This window comes from Bacillus sp. TH19 (genome assembly GCF_016651075.1).
Classification (GTDB): domain Bacteria; phylum Bacillota; class Bacilli; order Bacillales; family Bacillaceae_G; genus Bacillus_A; species Bacillus_A mycoides.
The window spans coordinates 1,791,767-1,815,817 of the sequence record NZ_JAEKEO010000010.1 but is presented as its reverse complement, the minus strand read 5'-3'; the positions used below and the strand labels follow the sequence as shown (position 1 = coordinate 1,815,817).

Sequence of the window (24,051 nt, the reverse complement as noted above, 5' to 3'; positions counted from 1 at the left end):
GAACATAAAAATTATATTTGGAGGTTGGAAGCATGTCTAAAATCAAAACTCCTGTTTTAAGTACGTTACAACATAAGGTTGAGAAGATGATGAAGGATTTACACGTTCCTGGAGCGGCTGTAGCTGTTATAAAAGATGGTGAGGTCATTATTTCAGAAGGTTTCGGCTATCGTAACATAGAGAAAAAAGAGGCTGTTACTCCGCGGACACGATTCGCAATCGGTTCTGCGACGAAAGCATTCGGTACGCTTTCATTAAGCTTATTAGCACAGCAAAAAAAGTTTAATTGGGATACTCCTGTCCAAACTTACGTACCTAACTTCTCTCTATCCGATATGCTCGCTAACTCGCAAGTTACAGGACGAGATTTAGCTTCTCATCGTACTGGGGTAAGTCGTCACGATGCTCTTTGGTACAGTTCTTCCTTAACTCGAAAAGATCTTGTTGAAAAAATAAAACATTTATCACTTGATGCACCGTTCCGCACAGCATTTCTTTATAACAACTTAATGTATGCGACAATTAGTTATATTGTAGAAAACGTTACGAATCAAACGTGGGAGCAATACGTTGCAGAACATATTTTAGAACCTTTAAATATGAGGCATACAAACTTATCTGTTACAGACTCACAAAATACAGATGATTACGCATTACCTTACACTGAAGATAATGGTGAAATGAAAGAAATTCCATTCCGAAATATTGATACAGTTGGAGCGGCTGGATGTATTAATTCTACCATTGAAGATATGGCAAAATGGGTTTTGCTTCATTTAAACGAAGGAAAAACAGAAAATCATGATTTGATTTCTACTGAACTACTCCAAGAAATGTATACACCACACACTCCAATCCCGGATCAGCCAATGTTATCAACGAGTGAATCACCATTAAATAGCTATGGACTAGGTTGGTTTATTAGTGCTTACCGCGGTTATAAACTTATTCATCATGGTGGTAATATTGATGGATTTTCTGCACTTGCGTCATTTATGCCCAACGAAAATATCGGTATTATCGTATTAACAAATTCAGGGCAAACTGTACTCCCTACTTATATTACAAAACATATTTACGACGAACTTCTCGGACTAGAATATATCGACTGGCATGAACGCGCTGTAGAAGATAGTGAAAAAATGAAAGAAATGATGAAAGAGGCAACTACATCACTTCCCGAACCAATAAAAGGGACTACCCCTTCTCATGCATTAGATGACTACACTGGAACTTTTGAGCATCCCGCTTATGGAACACTGAAAGTATACAAACAAGATGATTTCCTACATGTACAATTTATGGATATGGAATTTCAGCTAAAACATCATCATTACAACATCTTCTCAGCATCAATTAGTTTGTTCCAAATGAAAATGGGGCTTTTATTCGCTTATGATATGAATGTAAATGGTGAATTCCCGACTCTTCAATTACACGTACCTGCAACTTTAAGTACTCAGCCTCTTACATTTACGAAAATTAAATAACAAATTAAATAGAGGGAAGATTACTCTTCCCTCTATTATTTCGGAATTAGAAATTCACCTTGCAACCAATCCTATTATTGAATTTAATAAATGAAATGAGGATAACCCAAATGCTAAATTATTTATCGTTTTCTGACAGAAGACTCCTTCCTCAAAAATGTGAAGGTGTGAAACACCAATTTTAGGTGGGAGATGAATGTCAGTAGGCGTAAGCCTACGTTTTTTGTATACTGTAGATATACGATGAAAAAGTGAGGTGCAACCTATGTTAGTAAATAAAGCATATAAATTTCGTATCTACCCGAATAAGAAACAAGAAATATTAATTGCTAAAACAATCGGTTGCAGTCGCTTTGTATTTAACTATTTCCTTGCTCTTTGGAATGATACGTATAAAGAAGCAAGAAAAGGGTTAACCTACTTTTCTTGCTCTGCCAAGCTTACTCAATTAAAGAAGCAACAGGATACGATTTGGTTAAAAGAAGTAGATAGTATCGCTCTTCAATCCACATTAAAAAACCTCGCAGATGCTTTTTCACGTTTTTTCAAGAAACAGAATGATATGCCTCGATTCAAGTCTAAAAAGAATACAGTTCAATCCTACACAACTAAGCAAACAAACGGAAATATTGGAATTGTAGGCAACACAATAAAATTACCGAAACTTGGCCTTGTTCGCTTTGCTAAAAGTCGTGAAGTAGAAGGGCGTATCTTGCATGCAACGATTCGTCGTAACCCAAGTGGTAAATACTTTGTATCTATCTTTGTTCAAACAAGCGTACAAGAAATGCCTAAAACTGATTCCACTTGTGGAATTGATGTTGGATTAAAAGATTTTGCCATTCTTTCTGATGGCACAACATACAAGAACCCTAAATTCTTCCGTACATTAGAAGAGAAGTTAGCGAAAGCACAACGTATCCTTTCTAGAAGAACAAAAGGTTCTTCGAACTGGAATAAACAACGTGTGAACGTTGCACGAATCCATGAACATATTGCAAATGCAAGAGCTGATTACTTACATAAACTTTCTACTGAAATCATCAAAAACCACGATGTTATCGGTATGGAAGACTTACAAGTCAGTAACATGCTCAAAAATAGAAAGCTTGCAAAAGCGATTAGTGAAGTATCTTGGTCACAATTTCGGACTATGTTGGAATATAAAGCAAAATGGTATGGCAAACAAGTTGTTATAGTATCTAAAACATTTGCTTCTAGTCAATTATGCTCCAATTGTGAATACAAAAACAAAGACGTTAAAAATCTAACCATTCGTGAGTGGGATTGCCCTTCTTGTGGCGCACATCACGATAGAGATCGAAATGCAGCACTCAATCTTAGAAATGAAGCAATTCGTCTCTTAACCGTAGGAACTACGGGGATAGCCTACTAATGAATTAGAAACCGTTAGGTTTCTGTACTTCGGAAACTCCCACTTCAAACAGTCCGTGAGAATGTTAAGTGGTGAGTAGTTCAACAAAACAGCTTAATGAACAAGCCATGCATTAATTATTATATTCCCTCAAAGGAAAAGACTTTCTTATTACCGATTCAATGAATGTGGAAGAACATCATTATTATTTGTGCGTTTATTTTTCTTATCTTTCCATATAAATTTTTTCAAACACATAAAAACAGTAACTGAAATAGCGACTCCAACTGTAACATCTGAAGCAAAATGGGCTCCTACCACAATACGACTCATTGGTACTAGTATCTTATTAGTTGGTTCATATAAACTATTGGATATTTGTAAGTCTGTAAATGCAAAGATACATAGTAAAATAGCGAAGCTGGAAATTAATATCACTTTTCTATTTCCCATCATTTCTCCTACTTTCCACTATGCTTTAATATAAAATTCCCCATCTCAATTGCTAAATCTTCACTTTGAGGATAAACCCCTACATTATCTCCATAAGCGTGCCCTAAACCACGATAAAGGACCGTTTCAGTATCCACTCCTTTTTTAGTCAATTTAGCTGCATACGCTAAACATTCAATCATTAAAAAATCATGCTCTCCTACCGTAATAAATGTACTTGGATAGTCTGGGGATACATCAACATATGGACTTAAATACTTCGAATGAATTTCTTTCGTACCAAGTACTTCTGACATACCTCCAACCATTGAATGCATTATATTAAGCATTTTTTCTAATCCTTTTTTATACTTAGGAGCAATTTCATATTTATCTATACTCCAAGAATAAAATTCATCTTCATAGTCACACATATTAAGTGTAGGATACAGAAGCAACTGTCCCTTCACGTACTTCCTACCATCTTCCATATCTTTAGTTGTACAATACTGTGTTAAGTTCCCTCCTGCACTATCACCTGCCACAAAGATATTATTCTTATCACCGCCTAGTATTTCAGCATTTTCATAAATCCACTTTAAAGTAGTGTAGCAATCTGTATGCCCAGTTGGAAAAGGATTTTCCGGAGCTAATCGATAATCCACAGAAACGGCTAGTATATCTGTTTTTTCTACGATCAATTTCACAAGTTCTTCTACTACATCTGGTGATCCTGCCATAAATCCACCACCATGAATAAAGTATAAAACTGGCGCATTCTCTCGCTTAGAAACACTGTTATAAATTCTTATCGGAATATCATATCCATCTTCCGCTTTCACTGTTTTATGCGTAATATTAACGTCTTTAGTGACAATTGGAACACTCTTAATTCCATTAAATTGTTTTCGCATATTCCTTACTGATTTTTCAGAAGCGTCCATTTTCATCATATTTTTAGGCATAAACCTCATTACATTCATTTGAACCTTCGTGTCCTTGTAAAGACGTGGATCCATCGCTCCTTTTTCATCACAATCTGGTATGTTTTTTACTAAAACTTTCGCCCCCTGTACATTGATGGTTTCTTGTTTTTCTTGCATTTTTTCTAATAAGTCTAAGTCATATTTTCTAGTCATCTAGTATTCATCCTCCCTTGTTTTAAACGCTTTCATTTCTTCAGATTAGATAAATCTCTATTGAATCTCACTTCATTTACTATTACTAAATAAAAAACGTTCCATGTACAAAATGTAACATGAAACGTTTTTTTATTGTTGTTCATATTTGATTCGATTATTGTCATTTTTTGATATGATATTTTTCCTATACTGTAATGGTGTATATCCGTATTTTTCTTTAAACTGTGAAATAAATGATTTTACATTTGGAAATCCGTGTTTCACTGCTATATCTTGTATAGAATTTGTACTATTAATAATATCTTCATACGCTTTATAGAGCCTGTATCTCGTTAAAAAAGTGGTAAAATTTGATCCGAACGATTTTTTGAACATACGGGAAAAATGTTCTTCACTTACAAAAAAATGTTTAGCTACATCTTTCAGTTTAAGTTCTTCATCATAATTTTTATAAATATACGTAATCATTTCTTTCTGTTTATTTCCAAGTTGATAATTATTGTCTATACTCTCTCCTTCTTTGCAATATCGCAATAGAATATAAACAATTTCATAAATTAAACTATTAATTTTTATGTAACTTAAATCATCAGAATTTGTGACTAACTCCTTTAATTCATAAAATATTTGCTGGAGGTTAGTTTTCTGAACAACTGATTCTTTTATATTAAATCTATATTTATCAAAATCTCCATTTACCTCTTTAAGAAATTCATAAGAAATAATTAACATCATTACTGCACAACTTGTATTTTCAACTTTTTCGAATTCATGAACATCGCCACTATTCACAAAAATAAATTCGCCAGCGGATACTTTCTTTTTTTGCCCATTCACATACAAGAAAACCTCTCCATATACGACTAGGCTAATTTCAATACTTCTATGCCAGTGAGGAGGAATATAATAGTGAAAACCAGTAGGTAACATCGTATCCTCTATATATTCAACCATTCCTGGAATTCTATCGCGTACTTTTATTTCTTCATATTTTCCTTGCCTGATTTTCAATTTCCCACCCCCTTTTTATATTATAAAGTAGACGTCAAGGTTTTCATTCCTTCATAAAAAAACTACATACATAGTATGTAAAGAGACCGTCTCATGAGTTATTTACAAATAGCAGGTGTGAGATTTCCCACCTGCTATCCTTATTTTTTATTCATCATTTCACTATCAAACCAGATTGGCCTTGATAATTCAAAGTTTTTATGATCCTCTAAAACTATAGTAAGACGTTCTAACGTATCATCTAACATATGCGGTGCTGCTCGTAAACTCCAGACAACTGAAGAAAAAACCGTCATGCCAACGTAAACCGCATATAATTTCCAAAACTCCTCTGGTATTCTCCCATTAAAGTATCCTTCTATTTGTCCGATTGAATACGGGATACTAATGTCTCTTGCAAATAATGCTATTTTTACGAAATCATGAAGTGGGTCGCCCCAGTCGTAGCCATTAAAATCAACAACACCTACATATTTCGCATCACGTACAATTATATTTTCTAAATGAAAATCATCGTGTTGAAATCGATTTGGGCGGTTCTTTAAATATTTTTCATTTTCATCTATAAACTTTATGATTTTATCATCATTTTTAATTTGTATTCCGCATGTTTTATATGCCTCTACATATTTTCGATGTTTTTTCATTGCTCTTTCATACCATGGGAGTATATCCTTAGGAGCTTCATGTGTATGCATTTTTGCTAAGTCTTTTCCTGCTGCTATACCAATATCATATTGTTCTCTTGGCGTATATGTAGGCAATAGCTTCTTAGCATCTTCTCCTTCTAAATATGAAAAAATACTATAACATAAATCTTCTTCCTCCAATATACCGAGTTCAATTGGTCTTTGAGCCTGCACGTTACGTTTTACCATTTCATTTAAAATTTGAAACTCTATTTTTTTCCTATCATACTCTTTTATATCACCTGTCCGTAATAAATATTTTTCATCATCAGTAGTCGTAATAATATATTTTTTATCAGGAGAGAAACCTTTAGAGATTTCTTCAATATTTGCAGCATCTTTTACTATTTGTATATCGTTTTTCCACGTTGTAATTATCTTCATGTCTATTCTCCTTACATTTCTGTATTCGCTGTATACGCAACCTCTACAATAAAGCCCTTCGGTTCATAAAAGTCTATTGTATAGTAACATCCGAATAATAATTCATTTCAATTGGACCATGTATAACCTTCACCTTATTGCCAGTAAGAAACTTTGCTACCCAAAATTCAATATGATAAATAACTGCTCGAAGTTTATTTATATTGAGAATGTGCCGCCTGTACTACTTGCACAATTTCCCCTGGCGTATTAACCATATAATCTGGCGCGTCTCCTTTTACTGTCTCAATTACATCATACCCCCAAGAAACCCAAATGACATTCACACCAGCTTTTTTACAAGCTACAATATCACGTTGTTCATCACCGACATACAACATATCTTGTTCTGTTAGCTTTTTCGACTTTAAAAATCTTTTAATCATTTTATCTTTACCAAATAAATTTTTAGAACAATACACTTCTTGAATATTTTCTATGCCATTACTATGTAAAAATGCCCTAATATGCTCTTCTGAGTTCGAAGATATAACCGCAATCCCGTAGCCTTTTTTATGTAATTCATCTAATACATCCTTCATCCCATGGAATAAAACGAGATCTTTTATGGCAGGTTGATATAATTTATAAAACTCTAACGCCAATATAGGAAGTTTATAAAGTGGTACATCGAGTTTTTTACATCTTTCAGAAATAGTCAATTTTCGTAAAGGCTCAATTTCTTCCTCACTAACTGTCTTATATCCATGCTTTTCAGCAAGTTGATTATAAATTGGTACAAATATATTTTGTGAATCTACTAATGTGCCATCAAAGTCAAAAACGATATATTTTTGCATCCCCATACTCCCTTTTCTTTTTTCCTAAACCTATGTTATTCAACAACATAAATGTCTTACCCTTTCATACACATAAAAAAAGAACAAGATTTTCTCTCGTTCTTTTTAAGACAACCATTTCGGCGGTACATTCGTATTCCAATAAATATTTCCTAACTCATGGTGTCCTGAATATCCATCATCAAAACGATGATAGTGGAAATTAAAATAATATCCATCTTGCGGTGGATGATCTCTCCTCACATGAAATCGCAGTAAGTCATTTCCTGATTTCGTGTCATAAACATGAAAAATCTTTTCATTATTTCCACCAGCCGGTCTTTGAGAAATCGCTAATGATTGCAAAGATTCTTCTGGCACATCATTTGCAAGTTCCGCAATTGCCTCTTCAATTTTAGGTAATACAACATCTTTAAATTCATCTTCAATTACAGGCCCAATTTTAGAGCCGAATTTTTGCATAGATTGCTTCTCTGCTTCTTGCATCGCATAGTTAACAAAAGTATCGGTGGTTAACCTATCATTTGTTTCTTCATATGTATAGGACGTACTCTCCAAATTTTGTTGCCCAGCTGTGCTCGTAGGCTTGTCCGCAGCTTTGGCATTATCAAGTAATATGGAAGGAGGCGTCACTAAACCAAACGTAAATACGGTAATTAATGCGACTAAGGTTTTTCTAAACCAATTTGGCATTTATGTTCCCTCCCCTTTCACTCATTATATTTTATATAACGGTTGTTTCTTCTATTATACAAAATGATTGTAATTTTTGCACTTTACAATTTTGTTAACGTTCACATATTTTTCACTTGAATATGAAATTGTAAGATTTCATACACTATAAATACAACAACAATGAGGGGGCAATCAGATGACTTTAGATGTCGTGTACTCCGCCGCAAGCATACTCCTTTTAGTATATTTTATTTACCAGTGTGTTACAGACTAGAAAAAGAGCCGCTTCCGGCTCTTTTTCTATGGTAAAAATACAATCCAACCAATGAATACTATAAAAATAACTCCAATAATTACTGCTGGTAATAAATAAAACTGAGAAAGGATGACCATCCCGTATATGAATACGACTGGAAGGAGCAAATAACGATCCGCCTTCCACCTTAATAATAGTAATTCTCCTTCATCACAATATAAATGTAGAAACATTTTCTTCGTAAATTCATTCCAATAATCACGCGCATAGCGAGAAATAGCAACTATAGCAAATACAAGAATAATAGCTGTTATCCACTGCGGAGTCACGATAATACTTACAGTACTTATACATACAATTTGAACATAAAATATTAAAGCACTACTTGTACGCAAAAATTCTTTTAAAAAAGCTTCTACAATACGCGAATCAGAATTTTTTCCTAATATCTTTTTAGACCGAGGGAACATCCACGGTTTTTTATTCGAACTACTTGGTTTAGCTGCATGACCACCAACTTGCATAATCCCTACAGTCCAGCGCATACTTTCTTCTTTTTCTTTCTCAACTTCTTTAAAAAAGAAATTTTTATAATTCATCTTTTCTTTTACTAAGACTACAGTAAGTACAGCTACTAGGCCGGTAAATAATATGAAATACAATGGATTTTTAAAAATGAAAAATACACTGATTCCAAAATAGACTAAACTTAAAGAAAATATAACATCTTTTATAATCAATAAAACCCATCGTTTCCCCACACGTACATTTATGAATCTCGTCAACAACGATAGCATAAATCGAAAAACAGTAAAGAACATCCAGAACAGTACGATTTGTATAATTGTCGCTCCCATACTTTTCATCAATATAGGCAGCATAATGAATACTACAATTGCGTTCGTTATTGCAATCCGAATTAACGTATATATAATGCCAAGCTTCATTAATTTTCGCATATGATTTGGGTACGAAATTAAAAATAAACTATCTGCTTGTTCAAAAAATGAGCGAACTCCTCTTGAAAATGTGACAAAATAAAACGCAAGTAAACCTAACCCAAAATAAATGTTCTCTTCCATCGATAATTCTTTCATCCATAGTGAACGATAATAGATCCCCGCAAATATAAGTGCTGGAATAATAATATATAATGCTACTGTCCAATCTGTTACAGAACGAATCGCTTTCCATTTTCTTTGCAATTCATGGCGTAACCTTTTATTAAACTGTTGTTTAATCATTTTGTTCCCGCCTTACAATTGCATCGAAACAATCTAACAGTGTACGTCCTGGCATTTTTGCTAACGATTGGATCGCCTCTAAATGCCCATCTGCTACTAATGTACCTTGCGAAATGAGTAAAAATCTTTCACAAATTCTTTCAGCTGTATCCAGCACGTGCGTACAAAGTAATATACCTGCTCCTCGCTCTTTTTCTTTATATAAATAATTCAAAAAGTCTTTCGTGGCTACTGGATCTAAACCGATAAAAGGCTCATCAATAATATAGAAATCTGGCTCTGTTAAAAATGCTAATATTAGCATCGATTTTTGTTTCATACCTTTTGAAAATTTTGATATGTATTCGTGTATATGTTTTTCCATTCGAAACGTATGTAATAATTCCTTTGCTTTGTCCTCCCAATGTCCCTCTTCATTTCCACGGGCAGCCATTAACAATTCAATATGCTCCCATAAAGTTAAATAATCATAATAAGTGGGATGCTCCGGTACATATGCATATGGATTTTTCTTTTCACCAAACGAGATTTCACCATCCATATTGACAAGCAAACCGAGTATCGATTTAATTGTCGTACTCTTTCCTGCGCCATTTGCACCAATAAGAGCCACTAACTCTCCTTTTTCAATTGCAAATGCAATATCATGAACTGTCTTTTCACCAATTTCATATCCGGCTGAGCGGATATTCACCTCTAACATAATACTTACCTTCTTTCCATTTACATTACAACCAAATAAAATAGTAAAATATTCCTCTTAATATATTATTATACCATTTTCCGACATATTTATTTCAGTAGCAGGAAAAAGCATATTTCAAGAGAATACTTAATGTTTGTGGATTTTAATTTAAATTGAAAGGACTATAACTATGACAAACATTGAAGCAATATTCATTGATCGTGACGGAACAATTGGCGGTGATACTACAATACATTATCCAGGTTCTTTCACGTTATTTCCTTTTACAAAGGAATCTTTACAAAAGTTAAAAGCTCAAAATATTAAACTATTCTCTTTTACGAATCAACCAGGTATCGCGGATGGAAAAGCAACTGTGAATGATTTTGTGCAAGAATTAAAAAGGTTTGGTTTTGATGATATTTATCTATGTCCTCATAAACATGGTGGCGGATGTGAATGCCGCAAACCGAGCACAGGTATGCTCCTGCAAGCAGCGGAAAAACATGGGCTTGATTTAACAAAATGCGCTGTAATCGGTGATCGCTGGACGGATATTGTTGCTGGGGCAAAAGTAAATGCAACGACTATATTAGTTCAAACTGGCGCTGGATATGATGCTTTACATACATTCCGAGATAAATGGGCACATATTGAACCAAACTACATCGCAGAAAACTTTGAAGATGCTACAAATTGGATTTTAAATCATCAATAAAAAAATTAAATGAGACGTCTTCACATTGAAAACGTCTCATTTAACTATATATATTTCAAAAAGTTAATTCATAATGGAAATAACGATTATCTCTCAAGTATCCATTTTCAGCGTATAATCGCTGAGCTGATAAATTATCAATCTCTGTTTGTAATTTCACACCTTTTGCGCCATTTTCTAAGGCAAATTCTTTTGCAGCTTCTAACAATTTTTTACCTGTTCCGGCTCCGCGCTTCGCCTTTTGTACAAACAGATCATTTAAAATCCATAACTCTTTCATCGAAATAGAAGAAAATGATGGATATAGTTGCGTGAATCCGATATATTCTCCATCTTCAACTGCCACGAAAATAATGGATTCTTTTCTCTCGATTCGATTTCGTAAAAACACTTTTGCTCCTTCAATATCGGAATCTTGTCGATAAAATACGCGATAGTTATTAAAAACAGATGCTAGTCCATCTAAATCTGCAATTGTTGCCTCATATATTCTCATTTTGTTTTATTCCCCTTCCAATATTGTTTCATAATATCCGTTACCCATTTAGGCTGTAGAATTTCTTCTTTCGGCATAAACTCTTTCATTATCGGCTTTATATCCAATATAGGGGTGCCATCAATAGCATCTAACCCCTCAACAATAATTGATTTACCTTCTCTTTTGATCACCTTTACAATTGTAGCTCCTATGCGATTCGGACGATTTTTCCCGCGCTGTGCAAAAATGCCTACTTTAGGATAATCATTATTATTTCTAGGATGTCTAGCAAAATATTGAATTTGTTCATCAGTTACTTTATGAAAATAAAAGACAACTTCAACATGAGAAAAATCTTCAATCCCTTGTATACTTTCCTCTGTATACATATCAGTTAAAGTAATATAAGATCTTACTTCTCCCCACTCATCATCTTTTATTTCCTTTCTTTCATTATGTACAAATGCGATTGGCTGAACTGAAAACATCCGCATTCCCCCTTGAATGTAACCACTTACATTATAAAATATTTTCTGAATGTTTTCCAGACAAATGAGTTAAGTTTACATAACATAATTACAATCTATTATCTAAAGCGAAATTGACTGCTTCAATCGCATGTATATGCGTTGTATCAAATATCGGAACTGATATGTCTTCCTGCTTTATTAATAACCCTATTTCTGTACACCCTAATATTATTCCTTGCGCCCCTTTTTGCACTAACTCTTCTATAACTCTTTTATAATACTCTCTAGATTGAGATGTTATCTTTCCTAAACATAATTCTTTGTATATTACTTCATTTATTTTTTCTCTATCTTTTCCTAATGGTACTATTACTTTTATATCATTCTCTTCTATACGTGATTTATAGAAATCTTGCTCCATCGTATATTTTGTTCCAAGCAGACCAACCGATTGAATACCTTTTCTATTTATTTCTTTTGCAGTTGCATCCGCAATATGTAATACTGGAATGTTAATATTCTCCTTTATTTTCTCAACTACTTTATGCATTGTATTTGTGCAAATGATTATAAAGTCTGCTCCTCCTTTCTGCAATGAATACGCCGTATTCCCTAATACTTCTCCTGCTCCCTCCCAATCTCCGCTAGACTGGAATCGTTCAATCTCTTCAAAATTCACACTATTAATCAGACATTTTGCTGAATGTAATCCACCTAATCTACTTTTTATTTCTTCATTTAAAATTCGATAGTATTCAGAAGTTGATTCCCAACTCATACCACCTATAAGACCTATCGTTTTCATAGTAAAACACCTACCTAAACTATTTTTATAAAACTAATAACAATATTTTATTATGTATATTATACACAATAAAACAAGACTTTAAATTTATAATATAAAGTCTTGTTTTAACTATTTCCAAGGAAATTTTATTATAATATTCCGAAATTAAAGCCCTGATATTTTTATAGAATCTTCATATTGATAATTAAAACAATCTCGATACAACTGTTTGATTTCATCATAAGAAGGAACTCGTGGATTATTTCCTGGGCTACCACTTGCAATTGCATCTTTCGCCATTTTAGAAATAGCATTTTCAAATTCAACTTCGTCAATTCCGTATTCTCTTAAATTAGGAATACGAAGATCAAAACAAAGTTTCTTAATTTCAGCAATCGTGTAGTTCGCTACTTCTTCATCAGAATGAGAATACAAATCTTTGTTTAAGCTACGTCCTACTTCTGCTAACCTTTTTATTGCACTCATTTTTGTAAACTCTAAAACTGTAGGTAATAGTATTGCATTCGATATTCCATGTGGTACATGGAATAATGCTCCCACTGGACGGGACATACCATGCACTAATGTAACAGATGCATTTGAAAAAGCAATCCCAGCTTGTAATGAAGCAATCATCATTGCTTCCCTTGCTTCCATATTATCTCCATCTTCATATGCGATACGTAAATATTTCATAATGCTTTCAATAGCTGAAAGAGCAAGAACATCTGTAAGAGGTTGTGAAACTTTAGAAATATAAGCTTCAATTGCATGGCATAATGCATCTACTCCCGTTGCTGCTGTAATATGAGGTGGTACCGAACTTGTAAAAATCGGGTCTATTATAGCAATATGAGGGATAAAGCTTGGATGTTTTATCATCATTTTCACATCTGTTTTTTTATTTGTAATTACTGCTACACTTGTTACTTCCGATCCAGTACCAGAAGTCGTCGGGATTGCGATTAGCGGTAGTGGATTGTATTCTATTTCTATATCCTTTTGGACGTAATCCTCAATTTCTCCACCATTTGTATATAACACTGCTACTGCTTTCGCAGCATCAATACAGCTTCCTCCTCCAATACCTATGATAAAATCGCATTTTCCTCCTTTACAAATAGATAACGCTTCCAATACGTGTAAATTTGTAGGCTCAGTGTTTACTTCATTGTACGTAATAACAGTAATCCCTTTCGTATTTAAGTGATCCACACATCTTTCAACATAACCGAAACTCTCCATAATTGTATCACTGACAATAAAAGCCCTTTTCCCTAACTTTCTTGATTGATCCCCTAGTTTTTCAAACGAATTTCTTCCATATAATACAGACTTCGGCATACGAAACTCAGCAACTTCTTGCAAGTACTCCACCCCTTCTATCTATAATAAATATTTGCAACTACTCAGCCATGCATTTCATTCAGAAGTTTGATAAAGTCTATTATTCCAATTAAAATAAGCCCCCTTATTAACTATAGAAAGTTGTTTTCATTTTTCAGTATATAGATTGTTGCCATGAAGATAAAAATGGACCTACACCTTACTACCTTTCTTTGTTTTAAAACTTTGCGCGTGGCAGGAAAGACCCTGACCGCTCCTATAAATAGCCAAGTCCCCTCTCGACCAACTTAAAAAACTTTTCTGCCGATTTTTCATAGAGTGACTGAGTAGTTACAATAAATATTTTATTATGTAAAATATCAATCTAATAAATATTTTCTTTTCGTATATTAACTAGTATTAATAGATCCCTGTTAAAGTATAGAATGCGATGACTGCAAATACAGCAATCGTTTTCAAAATTGTAATAGCGAATATATCTTTATACGACTGTTTATGTGTTAATCCTGTTACCGTTAGAATAGTAATAATTGCACCATTATGTGGTAATGTATCCATTCCGCCTGATGCCATTGATACAATGCGGTGCATAACTTCTAATGGAATATCATATTGATTGGCCGCTGCAATAAATTTATCCCCCATCGCACTTAACACAATTCCCATTCCGCCTGATGCTGAACCTGTAATTCCAGCTAAAATATTCGTCGTTACTGCCCCATTTACTAATGGATTCGTGAAAGTTGCAGAGATGCTATCTCTCATAATTGCAAAGCCTGGAAGTGCTGCAATAACACCACCAAATCCAAACTCCGCGCCTGTATTCATTGTTGCAAGTAGCGCTCCACCAATACTTGTATTCAATCCAGCTTGAAATCCAGTTACTACTCGTTTCCAATATAATAAAAGCGTTGATAAAATCCCTATAATAAGTGCCAATTCTACAGACCAAATCCCAACTACCGCACTTAATTCAACTTTTCCAAATGCTTTCATACCAATAGCTGAGAAATCAAAACCATCTGGATACCACTTTGGTATCATGATTGTGAAAACTTTATTCATTACACCTACTAAAATAAGTGGTACAAACGCAATTACTTGCTGTACTCTTGTAATTTCAATACTGCTTAATATCGGCATATCTTTTTGTTCTAATTGCAAAGATGCTGCCATTTCAGAATTCCCATCGTTAAAACCAAAATATCCTTCACCTGCTTCTTTTGCCTTCTTACGTCTACTCTCTAAATATAGTAAACCTAATGTAAGAACAAAAATTGCCCCTACAATACCAAGTATCGGCGCAGCATAAATGTCCGTTTTAAAAAAGGTTGTAGGTATTACGTTTTGAATTTGTGGTGATCCAGGTAGCGCATCCATTGTAAACGTTACTGCTCCAAGAACAATCGTTCCAGGGATTAGACGCTTCGGAATATCCGCTTGTCGAAACAACTTAGCCGCAAACGGAAATATAGCGAACACCACTACATATACGCTAACACCGCTATACGTTAAAATAGCTCCCATTAGAACAATCGCTAAAATTGTACGTTTTTCTCCAACTAACTCTACAATGGTCTTTGCGATGGAATCAGCGATTCCTGACATTTCTACTACTTTCCCAAATATTGCTCCAAGTAAAAACACAGGGAAATATAATTTAATAAATCCTACCATTTTCTCCATGAAAATATTTGAAAAGAAAGGTAATACAAAACTAGGCTCTGTCAAAAATACCGCAAATAATGCAAAAATCGGTGCGAATAATATTACAGAAAATCCTTTATATGCTACAAACATGAGTAAACTAAGTGCTAATAAAATAATAACTAGCTCCAATTATAACCCTCCTTTTAAACTGAAAATTCAATCTTTTAACGACGAACTTTTACTCGTATTTCGAACCCTTTTATTTCATGACATTCCTCCTCTTTTTATCCCGCTATTTGCGGGCAGTAAGACTCCCACCTTAAAATTCAGCAAATGTGCAGAAGCTAGGCGGGATTTCAACTGCTCGTAACAGCCCGATTGGTGGGGCTGTTAATCAGTGCCGGATGGACAAAACTTCCACTAATTAAAGTTTTACTTTATTACAAATTTTTCATGCTAAAATTGTCTAATTATAGTATTCGATTACATATGTAAAATCCCTTTAAACAAAAACGATTTCATCGTCATATGTTATAAAGGGATTTCTAGGTTCTATTTCTATAGTTTATCGTACTATTCTCTATACAAAATCTTTGTAACTCTTCGACATCTTTCACTATATGAATCGCCCCAGCATCGCTCAATTCATTCTCATTACCATATCCATACAATACACCTATTGAAGCAATTCCGTTACTGTTCGCACCGATTACGTCATGCTTTCTATCACCAATCATCACCATTTCTTCTTTTTTAAGTTCTTCATTTGTTTGTAAAATATGAGCAATTATTTCTTCCTTTTGTATTCTTGTCCCATCTAAATTACTCCCCACAATCTCTTCAAAAAAAGTTGTTAACTGAAAGTGCTCTATTACTTGTTTCGCAAATACAGTAGGCTTTGAAGTTGCTACAAACAAACGATTGCCAGCATCCTTTAATTCTTGCAATAGGGCTCCAATTCCATCGTATACTTTATTCTCTAATAAACCACTTTGCTTTAAATATTCCCGAAAGTAAAACACCGCTCGTTCTACTTCTATTTCATTCATATTATATCTATCTGCAAAAGATTGTTGTATTGGTGGGCCGATAAATGAATCTAACTCACTTATATTCACTTCTTCAATCCCCATTTTTTCTAACACGTATAGAACAGCATTGATTATCCCTTCTTTCGGATCAGTTAATGTTCCATCTAAATCAAATAGAAATGTTGTATACATATTTAATTCCCCCACTGATTTTATATGTACCCCATTAAGGCCATTCTCCTCCTTATCCCTTTACTATACTATCACCATCTAACTTTTCAGAAAATTACTTTTTCTAACCCTTATACTTTCAGTTACAAAATCACAAAAGATATGATAAAGTGAAAAAGTTATACTTAATTTAATAGAAACTGGTGAATCACATGTCAATTACGTTAATTTTTATAATGGCTTTCACAATTGTCATCCACGCAGTCGAAACTAGTTCTTATAGTATTCGATTAGCTGGTGTTCGTTTAAAAAAGATTGTCGTTGCCTTATCTGTCGTAGGAATGGTATTACTTATTTCAAGAACGTCAAATTTACTACAAGCCTTTTTAATTGGCGGGATTGTCGATGACGCAAAACGAGATGCTTCTATTAATTTAGAGCATACTATACGACTTGTACTATTATCTGCTTCCATCGGTACATTACTTGCGATTATTCTTTATCCAACTTTGACAAAACTATTTGGATATGTCATTCAAAACTTTGAAACAGATGGTTCTTTCATTCGAATGATGAAAACAAATAACATTCAAAAATTAAAGTACACAAAAAAATATGTGCGCTTTCCAAGATTTGAAATGATTCATAGATTGCGTATCGGTGGTATCCCAAAGCGTATTATGCTTATTAACATGTTTGCTACTGCAATTTATACAGCAGGTGTTCTTTCTGCCCTTTATGCTTCTTTTCTAAATCCAGATTACGCAACAAATGCAAGTACAGCTTCTGGCCTTGTGAATGGTTTTGCTACAATTTTATTAACAGTGTTACTCGATCCACGTATAGCACTTTTGACAGAACGTGCTTTACAATCAGAAAATGGCGCTGAATCTATGAGTAAAATGTATGGTTGGCTAATGATTTCTAGACTTCTCGGCACCTTATTAGCACAACTTTTATTTGTACCAGGTGCTCACTGGATTTTATGGATTATTGAGCTGATGCATTAATCTACTAGGAAGGTGTATTTATCGATGAATATAAAAACAGAGCAAGATTTAATTCACTTAATAGAAAATGACGAATGGATGATGAATGTATTACAAATGGCAAAATCACTAGAGCTACCTGATTGGTGGATTTGTGCCGGGTTTGTCCGTTCTAAAATTTGGGATGCATTACATAACTACAAAGTAAGAACAGCTACACCAGACGTTGATGTCATTTATTATGATGCATTACATAAAGATGAGGTGTACGAACAATCATTAGAACAGAAGCTGACGAATATGGATGCCTCTATCCCTTGGTCAGTAAAAAATCAAACTCGCATGCATGTAGTGAATGGAATGCCGCCATACTCTTCTTCTGTTGATGCTATTTCTAAATTTCCTGAAACAGCAACCGCTCTTGGTGTTTCTTTGGACGAACAAAACAAAGTCATATTAACATCCCCATGCGGAATAGAAGATGTACTTTCATTACAAGTGAAACCTACACCTCATTTTCTTGAAACGAAAGAACGAATACATATGTACAACAAAAGAGTTAATCAAAAGAAATGGCAAAGTAAATGGCCTAATATTACAATCACTTATCCAGAAATTTAAAATAGAGCGCTTCGCATTATACGAAGCGCTCTTTCTTTTTTAGTTCAAAAAATGAATGACTGTTTCAGCAAATCGATCAGCTTCCTCATAATGTGGTGTATGGCCACTCTCTTCGAATATGATATGCTTCCCATTTTGAGCATCTTTATTAAATGTTTCAATTTGTTTTTCACACGTTACTACATCATGTTTTCCTACAATTAATAACATTGGATTTTGTATATCTTTTATTTTAGATAATAATGACGTATGACATGCTCCCTCTGATTTTAATCTATCAAAATGGATTTTGGAGCGATTTGAAAATACTTCCCACTCTTCATCACTATATAAACTATCGTCTGTCTCATCTTTTTTATAATTGTAAATCTCCATTCTTTTTTCTTCTAATTCAGCACTTAATCTTATATAAGCTTCTAACAACTCTTCTGAACTAGCATTATTAGATGAATAAGCAAAGCAGTCTTCTGCCACTAATTCTTTTCCATACTTTTTTAATAAAGTTCCTGTCTTTTGTAGTAAGGCCCTACTTGTTAATGCAAAATCGAAAGTCGGACCTTCAAATATTATTTTCTCTATTGAATTTGGATACATCGACGCATATAACAACGCTAAATATCCACCGAAAGAATGTCCAATTACAGACCATTTCTCAATTTGTAATACTTTTCTTAGTTCTTCACAGTCTTCAATTAAATCACATAGTCCAAAAGTTTCTTCTTCGGTAATTACTTCTGACCGACAAACCCCTCTTTGATCTATCATAATTACATATAAGGAATCTTTTAATCGTTCCGCTTGATGAAATGAAAAATCATAACAGCTTTCACCTGGACCACCGTGTAAAAATAATACTGGTTTATTTTTAGGACTTCCATGTGTTTCAACGTATAGCTTTTTCCCTCTAATGTTCATATATTTCCCAACTTCAATCAAATTTGTTTTTATTATCATTACCTTCTTTTTTACTGAATATTATAACATTTAAACTTAAATAATCCCTATTACATTTAAAAATACGATAACTATCGCAAGTGGTGCTACAAATCGAAGTAAAAATGCCCAGATAGTAAATACTATCTTTCCGTAATTTCCACCTACAAAAAATTCAGCTTCTAACACTTTCTTTTCCATCTTGAATGATACGAAAATACTAATAAATAATGCTCCCAGCGGCATTAATATATTACTAGATAAGAAGTCTACTGCATCAAAAATATTCTTCCCAAAAATCGTAATATCACTCCATACTCCAAATGATAAGGCAGATGGTATACCTGCTAGGAAAATGCAGAACCCGATGATCCATGATAGTTTAGCTCTTCTTTCTTGTTCACCATTTGCTAATGCTGAAACAACCGTCTCTAGTAGAGAAAATGCCGAGGTTAATGTGGCAAATGTAAATAGCGCAAGAAATACAGTCAAGAACAATCCTCCGAATGGAATTTGGCTAAATACAGATGGCAATACAATAAATAGTAAGCCCGGCCCCTCTGTCGGCTCCATTCCTAATGAAAATACTGCTGGAAATATAGCAAGACCTGCAAATAAAGAAACGAATAAATTCAATCCGACAATCGTAACTGCTGATTTTGGTAAACTTTCTTTTTTATTTAAATACGAGCTATACGTAACCATAATCGAAATCCCTATGCTAATCGCAAAGAATGATTGGCCCATTGCGAACAAAATACTTTCTGAAGTAATCTTTGAGAAATCTGGTTGTAAGAAAAACTTCACACCTTGCATTGCATTATCCAGTGTTAATGAACGAATAATAAGGGCGACAAATAAAACGAACAATGCTGGTAGCATATATTTACTTGCTTTTTCAATTCCGTTTTGTACACCTTTTGATACAACCCATATCGTAATGAACATAAAAGCGAAATGTCCAGTAATAGCCCAAACCGGATTTCCAATTGTTTCAGTAAATAACGAACCGTAATTTTGTCCCGGAGTAATAAGTTGTCCAGTTACTCCTCTGAATAAATAAATTAGTACCCAGCCACCTACAACACTATAAAATGAAAGTAATATAAAACAAGTCCCAACCCCAAGACGCCCAATCCAGTGCCATCCTGTATTTGGTGCGATACTTTTAAATGCTCCAACTGCTTGTTTCTGTGTACTGCGTCCAATCATAAATTCAGCTATAAGTAGCGGTAATCCAATTAATACAGTAAATAATATAAAGATTAAAAAGAATGCTCCTCCCCCGCTCTTTCCAGCAATATAAGGGAACTTCCATATTGCGCCAAGTCCAATTGCTGATCCTGCTGCTGCCATTATAAAACCTAATTTCGAAGTCCATTGCTCCGTCTGTTTCATCCTATTTTCCTCCTGCTAAAATCATTTTATATTAATAAATAAATGTTATTGATCAATCTGAATAAAACCTCCATTTCTTTTTCTATAAAATAAAAAAATGGCCCAACGTCTCTATATAAAGAGACGCTAAGCCATTTACTTAACGCGGTACCACCCTTATTGATTCCATTATGAATCCACCTTAGTAGTAATCGTTTGATTACAAACCTAATATCGAAGGTTAACCGTTAAGATTTACTAAGAATGTGATTCCGTTCCACCTTACTGCTCCTAGGCGAGTTCAGGATGTCATTTGACTATGTCGCACCAACCCATAGCTCTCTGCACAAATACATGACCTTACTACTCCTATTCAACACATTTTAATATTTAGAATATATTTTCTTTTGAAATTAATATGAAGTATATCGGTTATATTTATAACTGTCAAGGGATATATTTTTTTTTTTGTCGAAAAGGATTTTTATAAAATCACATAGAAAATATTTACAAATAAAAATATAAGGAAAAAATACGTTACGTCACTTTTAAAGGGTGGATGTTTTTTTATTATCCGCTCACTGTTCATTATCCTTGGTATTATTGGGATTTGTTCTTTACCACAATTGTTTTTTGGTACATCTCCAAGTTCATCAACATCGCTAGCTATACAACCAACACCTACTTTACAATTTAATTTTAGTAACTATCATAATTTCAAGTTATATTACGAAAGAGAAAGTAGACGCAGGAAAAATCACACCTGTTCCTGCTTATCAATATGTCGATGGTAAAATAACTAGTACTGCCCCAGCACCCCCATCTTTCTCTCATCCCCTCGGAGTAGATCAGCATGGGGGTGATGTATTAATTTGGACTCTCTACGAGGCAAAAACACCAATATTTTATGCAGTAATTATTAGCTTTTTTCGGATTGTTTTTTCACTTATATTCGGTGTTCTTCATGCATACTTTTATCGATATGTACGCTTTTTAGATATTTTATTTGAAACATTCCAATACGTTCCGACTACCTTACTAGCGATATTTTTACTATCACCTGTAATGTTCGTATCTCCTGATGAAGAACGTCTCTGGCTTACTTATATGATTTCGGTTTTAATTTTTATTAGCGTACCAAATTTAGTACAACTTTTCAGTAATGAAATTCGTTTATTACTACAAAATGAATTTGTGATAAGTTCTAAAACATTAGGAGGTAGTTTTTTTCACATTTGTAAGATTCATTTTAAACCCTTTCTTATGCCAAAGGTTTTTATTTGGATTAATCAGCAAATGCTGCAAACCTTAGTTTTATTGCTGCATTTAGCATTATTTCGAACCATTTCATTTAACATTGCTGGTACACTTGTTTTACTTGGTCACAATCATCAATTTTTAAATGTATTACCTTGGGTAGCATTCGGACCTGTTTTATTTTTCACTATAGTTATTTTAGCTGTATACATAATGTTATCTGGAATGCAAAGCACACTAGACAAAGATGTAAATTATATAGATAACTCGCTTTTATTAAGTGTTTTGGCTAAAGAAAAAAACGAAAAAAGAAACCTTCTTTTTTCGTTTAAGAAAAGATTTATGACAAAACATTAACAGCAATACCCAATTGTATATTAATCATCTAAATCGTCTTTATCTTCTTTTTGTTACGCTGCTTCTTTTTGCTGAATAGCTTTTATCTATCGATGTAGTAGACATGATTACAATCCCTATAACGTCTATCCATTAAAACATAATTTAAGATGACTTCAAAAAATAATACAACCCTTTATTTTTTCCTCTACTATCGTCATACACTGTTCACAGCCATTACAATCTATAAAAATTTAACACTTAGCGCACTTATAAAATTATAGTGCTCTTTTAATTTTTCACGTTAAAACACAAAAAAGCACTTGTTGCCTTTCGTAGACAATCAAGCGCTTTAAGTTCATATGTATTTAAGTAACATAAAATTTGTAAGTTTTATTGTAACAGTATGACACCTTTTATATATCGTAACAAGTATTACATTAAAACTTACGAGCTTGTACGAGTTCATTAGTTTCATATACATTCCATGTGTTTATATTCATCGCCATATAAAATGTCATCTCGCCTAAGCTCGTACTTCGTTTTCTATTCTATCGTTGCACACAGTACTCCATGACGGTATAACCATCATGGAGTATATATTTTCAAACACAATATATTTTTCTATCCACTTCAAAAATACATTCTTTTTCATCCATTTTTCTTATGTGCTTTTGTATTTATGGTTTTAGAACCATGAGCTTTATCACTCGCTTATGTTGCTTTACTAACACAAGCTCTTAACATATATTTTCAAAATAATAATTATTAAGACCAATTAAACTTCGTCAGACAAAGCATCATCGTAATCCTGTAATTCTTCCATAATTTCTTTTAACCGGTCAATATTATTTATAAATTCGTCGTAAGAAATTTCTTGGTAATCGAAAATTCCTTCACCGTATTCATCGCTATCAAATATTTTCACTTCCGCACCTAACTTCAATAAGTTATCAACTAATCCTTTTAAATTTTCCATATCATCAATATCATTTGCATCTGTTTCGGCAAAAAAATCTTTGTTTTCAATTTTATTTTTTATCTCTGTAATTCCTAAACCAGTGTACTTTCTTAATGGTACTACACATTTACTAAATAAACCATTAGAGCTTATTTTAATTGCCATTTTACTCATCTATTATTCTCCTTTCCATTAAAATTCTTCTAAATAGTTTGGATTAACAGGTCTACCAGGTGCATTTTTACTATAGCTTCCGCCATGCCAACCCTTTAAATGTTCCCTGCCAGTTACAGGATAAATTAATTCTCCTCTATTACATATATGTGGATAATTCATAGCATTGTAAGTATGATGACCAATTATTGATTTCCCATTGTATTGAGGGTTTTTTCCTTTTAAAATCTCTTGTATCTGTTCATTAGTCCAATCCCTTGTTGTAGGTTCTCCATCTAAAATTCTTTTCTTTTCTTGCTTCCAAAATTCATTAACCCCTGCAGCTCTTCTTTTTGAAAATCTTTTATCCCATTGATATCTTTTATATTCTTCTTTTGTTACTGTACGATTTTCAATCTTTTCTTTTATTTTTTTCTGCTGACCCCTACTTAAAGATTTGTATGGTGTAAGTTTTGGTGTTAAATCAAGTTCTGCTTTCAGTACCCTTTGGGCAATAATCTCTTCTCCTACTGCTACTTTTTTATTCCCC

The 24,051-nt window shown here is 33.5% G+C and carries 24 protein-coding genes, 1 pseudogene and 1 other annotated feature; of the genes and pseudogenes, 6 read left to right on the top strand and 19 right to left on the bottom strand.

The window, feature by feature from the left end:
* Positions 1-32 precede the first annotated feature (32 nt).
* Positions 33-1,490 (top strand): serine hydrolase, encoded by a 1,458-nt coding sequence (locus JFU54_RS26935; RefSeq protein ID WP_201067156.1) that lies wholly within the window; start codon positions 33-35, stop codon positions 1,488-1,490.
* A 265-nt stretch (positions 1,491-1,755) separates the two neighbouring features.
* The gene (gene tnpB / locus JFU54_RS26930) at positions 1,756-2,886 is read left to right on the top strand and encodes an IS200/IS605 family element RNA-guided endonuclease TnpB (RefSeq protein WP_201067326.1); all 1,131 of its coding nucleotides are present in this window, start codon (positions 1,756-1,758) and stop codon (positions 2,884-2,886) included.
* Between the two features lie 150 nt (positions 2,887-3,036).
* Here tnpB and JFU54_RS26925 read toward each other — a convergent pair whose 3' ends face one another.
* The 9 genes and pseudogenes from JFU54_RS26925 to JFU54_RS26890 all read right to left on the bottom strand — a co-directional run bounded on the left by JFU54_RS26925 (position 3,037) and on the right by JFU54_RS26890 (position 10,240).
* Positions 3,037-3,318: a phosphatase PAP2 family protein gene (locus tag JFU54_RS26925; RefSeq protein ID WP_002085886.1), complete on the bottom strand. Its 282-nt coding sequence runs from the start codon at positions 3,316-3,318 to the stop codon at positions 3,037-3,039.
* 8 nt (positions 3,319-3,326) lie between these two features.
* Positions 3,327-4,436, bottom strand: a complete 1,110-nt coding sequence (locus JFU54_RS26920) for an alpha/beta hydrolase (protein ID WP_002141621.1) — start codon at positions 4,434-4,436, stop codon at positions 3,327-3,329.
* 132 nt (positions 4,437-4,568) lie between these two features.
* Positions 4,569-5,450 carry an AraC family transcriptional regulator gene (locus tag JFU54_RS26915; RefSeq protein ID WP_201067154.1) on the bottom strand — a complete coding sequence of 294 codons (882 nt, stop codon included), beginning with the start codon at positions 5,448-5,450 and terminating at the stop codon, positions 4,569-4,571.
* A gap of 140 nt (positions 5,451-5,590) precedes the next feature.
* Positions 5,591-6,523, bottom strand: a complete 933-nt coding sequence (locus JFU54_RS26910; protein ID WP_201067153.1) for an aminoglycoside phosphotransferase family protein — start codon at positions 6,521-6,523, stop codon at positions 5,591-5,593.
* 11 nt (positions 6,524-6,534) lie between these two features.
* Positions 6,535-6,683: pseudogene (locus tag JFU54_RS30495) on the bottom strand (VOC family protein); the annotation flags it as partial.
* A 34-nt stretch (positions 6,684-6,717) separates the two neighbouring features.
* Entirely contained in the window at positions 6,718-7,362 is a 645-nt protein-coding gene (locus JFU54_RS26905; RefSeq protein WP_201067145.1) for an HAD family hydrolase, read from the bottom strand.
* Between the two features lie 105 nt (positions 7,363-7,467).
* Positions 7,468-8,055, bottom strand: a complete 588-nt coding sequence (locus JFU54_RS26900) for a YpjP family protein (protein ID WP_002031682.1) — start codon at positions 8,053-8,055, stop codon at positions 7,468-7,470.
* 282 nt (positions 8,056-8,337) lie between these two features.
* Positions 8,338-9,537, bottom strand: coding sequence for an ABC transporter permease (locus JFU54_RS26895; RefSeq protein WP_201067143.1), 1,200 nt, complete (start codon positions 9,535-9,537; stop codon positions 8,338-8,340).
* Positions 9,530-10,240, bottom strand: coding sequence for an ABC transporter ATP-binding protein (locus JFU54_RS26890; protein WP_201067141.1), 711 nt, complete (start codon positions 10,238-10,240; stop codon positions 9,530-9,532). The genes JFU54_RS26895 and JFU54_RS26890 overlap by 8 nt, the downstream gene beginning before the upstream one ends.
* Before the next feature lie 172 nt (positions 10,241-10,412).
* Here JFU54_RS26890 and JFU54_RS26885 point away from each other — a divergent pair, with 172 nt between their 5' ends.
* Positions 10,413-10,940 carry an HAD-IIIA family hydrolase gene (locus tag JFU54_RS26885; protein ID WP_012260856.1) on the top strand — a complete coding sequence of 176 codons (528 nt, stop codon included), beginning with the start codon at positions 10,413-10,415 and terminating at the stop codon, positions 10,938-10,940.
* Between the two features lie 55 nt (positions 10,941-10,995).
* Here the strand turns inward: JFU54_RS26885 and JFU54_RS26880 are convergent, their stop codons facing one another.
* From JFU54_RS26880 to JFU54_RS26855, 6 genes are all read right to left on the bottom strand, one after another.
* Positions 10,996-11,436, bottom strand: coding sequence for a GNAT family N-acetyltransferase (locus JFU54_RS26880; RefSeq protein ID WP_002085894.1), 441 nt, complete (start codon positions 11,434-11,436; stop codon positions 10,996-10,998).
* Positions 11,433-11,906, bottom strand: coding sequence for an SAM-dependent methyltransferase (locus JFU54_RS26875; RefSeq protein WP_002189477.1), 474 nt, complete (start codon positions 11,904-11,906; stop codon positions 11,433-11,435). Before JFU54_RS26875 ends, JFU54_RS26880 begins: the two co-directional genes overlap by 4 nt.
* A gap of 88 nt (positions 11,907-11,994) precedes the next feature.
* Positions 11,995-12,693 (bottom strand): aspartate/glutamate racemase family protein, encoded by a 699-nt coding sequence (locus JFU54_RS26870; protein WP_002012596.1) that lies wholly within the window; start codon positions 12,691-12,693, stop codon positions 11,995-11,997.
* Positions 12,694-12,840: 147 nt separating this feature from the next.
* A complete protein-coding gene (locus JFU54_RS26865; protein WP_201067139.1) occupies positions 12,841-14,043 on the bottom strand; it encodes an iron-containing alcohol dehydrogenase in 1,203 nt (400 codons plus the stop codon).
* A 378-nt stretch (positions 14,044-14,421) separates the two neighbouring features.
* Complete coding sequence (locus tag JFU54_RS26860; RefSeq protein WP_201067137.1) at positions 14,422-15,861, bottom strand: GntP family permease; 1,440 nt, start codon at positions 15,859-15,861, stop codon at positions 14,422-14,424.
* A 356-nt stretch (positions 15,862-16,217) separates the two neighbouring features.
* On the bottom strand, positions 16,218-16,895 hold the full coding sequence (locus JFU54_RS26855) for an HAD family hydrolase (protein WP_201067136.1): 678 nt from the start codon (positions 16,893-16,895) through the stop codon (positions 16,218-16,220).
* A 191-nt stretch (positions 16,896-17,086) separates the two neighbouring features.
* Between JFU54_RS26855 and JFU54_RS26850 the strand changes: the two genes are divergently transcribed.
* Positions 17,087-17,884: a lipid II flippase family protein gene (locus JFU54_RS26850; RefSeq protein ID WP_002141610.1), complete on the top strand. Its 798-nt coding sequence runs from the start codon at positions 17,087-17,089 to the stop codon at positions 17,882-17,884.
* 24 nt (positions 17,885-17,908) lie between these two features.
* Entirely contained in the window at positions 17,909-18,484 is a 576-nt protein-coding gene (locus JFU54_RS26845; RefSeq protein WP_088292690.1) for a nucleotidyltransferase family protein, read from the top strand.
* 39 nt (positions 18,485-18,523) lie between these two features.
* Here JFU54_RS26845 and JFU54_RS26840 read toward each other — a convergent pair whose 3' ends face one another.
* Both JFU54_RS26840 and JFU54_RS26835 read right to left on the bottom strand, forming a co-directional pair.
* Positions 18,524-19,438 carry an alpha/beta fold hydrolase gene (locus JFU54_RS26840; RefSeq protein WP_003188949.1) on the bottom strand — a complete coding sequence of 305 codons (915 nt, stop codon included), beginning with the start codon at positions 19,436-19,438 and terminating at the stop codon, positions 18,524-18,526.
* Between the two features lie 36 nt (positions 19,439-19,474).
* Positions 19,475-20,815 carry a sodium-dependent transporter gene (locus tag JFU54_RS26835; protein WP_201067134.1) on the bottom strand — a complete coding sequence of 447 codons (1,341 nt, stop codon included), beginning with the start codon at positions 20,813-20,815 and terminating at the stop codon, positions 19,475-19,477.
* A 116-nt stretch (positions 20,816-20,931) separates the two neighbouring features.
* Positions 20,932-21,180, bottom strand: a binding site (T-box leader).
* A 721-nt stretch (positions 21,181-21,901) separates the two neighbouring features.
* Here JFU54_RS26835 and JFU54_RS29500 point away from each other — a divergent pair.
* The gene (locus JFU54_RS29500) at positions 21,902-22,408 is read left to right on the top strand and encodes a hypothetical protein (protein ID WP_242489453.1); all 507 of its coding nucleotides are present in this window, start codon (positions 21,902-21,904) and stop codon (positions 22,406-22,408) included.
* A gap of 757 nt (positions 22,409-23,165) precedes the next feature.
* Here the strand turns inward: JFU54_RS29500 and JFU54_RS26825 are convergent.
* Both JFU54_RS26825 and JFU54_RS29935 read right to left on the bottom strand, forming a co-directional pair.
* Positions 23,166-23,522 carry a hypothetical protein gene (locus JFU54_RS26825; RefSeq protein WP_201067132.1) on the bottom strand — a complete coding sequence of 119 codons (357 nt, stop codon included), beginning with the start codon at positions 23,520-23,522 and terminating at the stop codon, positions 23,166-23,168.
* An 18-nt stretch (positions 23,523-23,540) separates the two neighbouring features.
* Positions 23,541-23,918, bottom strand: coding sequence for a hypothetical protein (locus tag JFU54_RS29935; RefSeq protein WP_307838322.1), 378 nt, complete (start codon positions 23,916-23,918; stop codon positions 23,541-23,543).
* Positions 23,919-24,051: the final 133 nt, after the last annotated feature.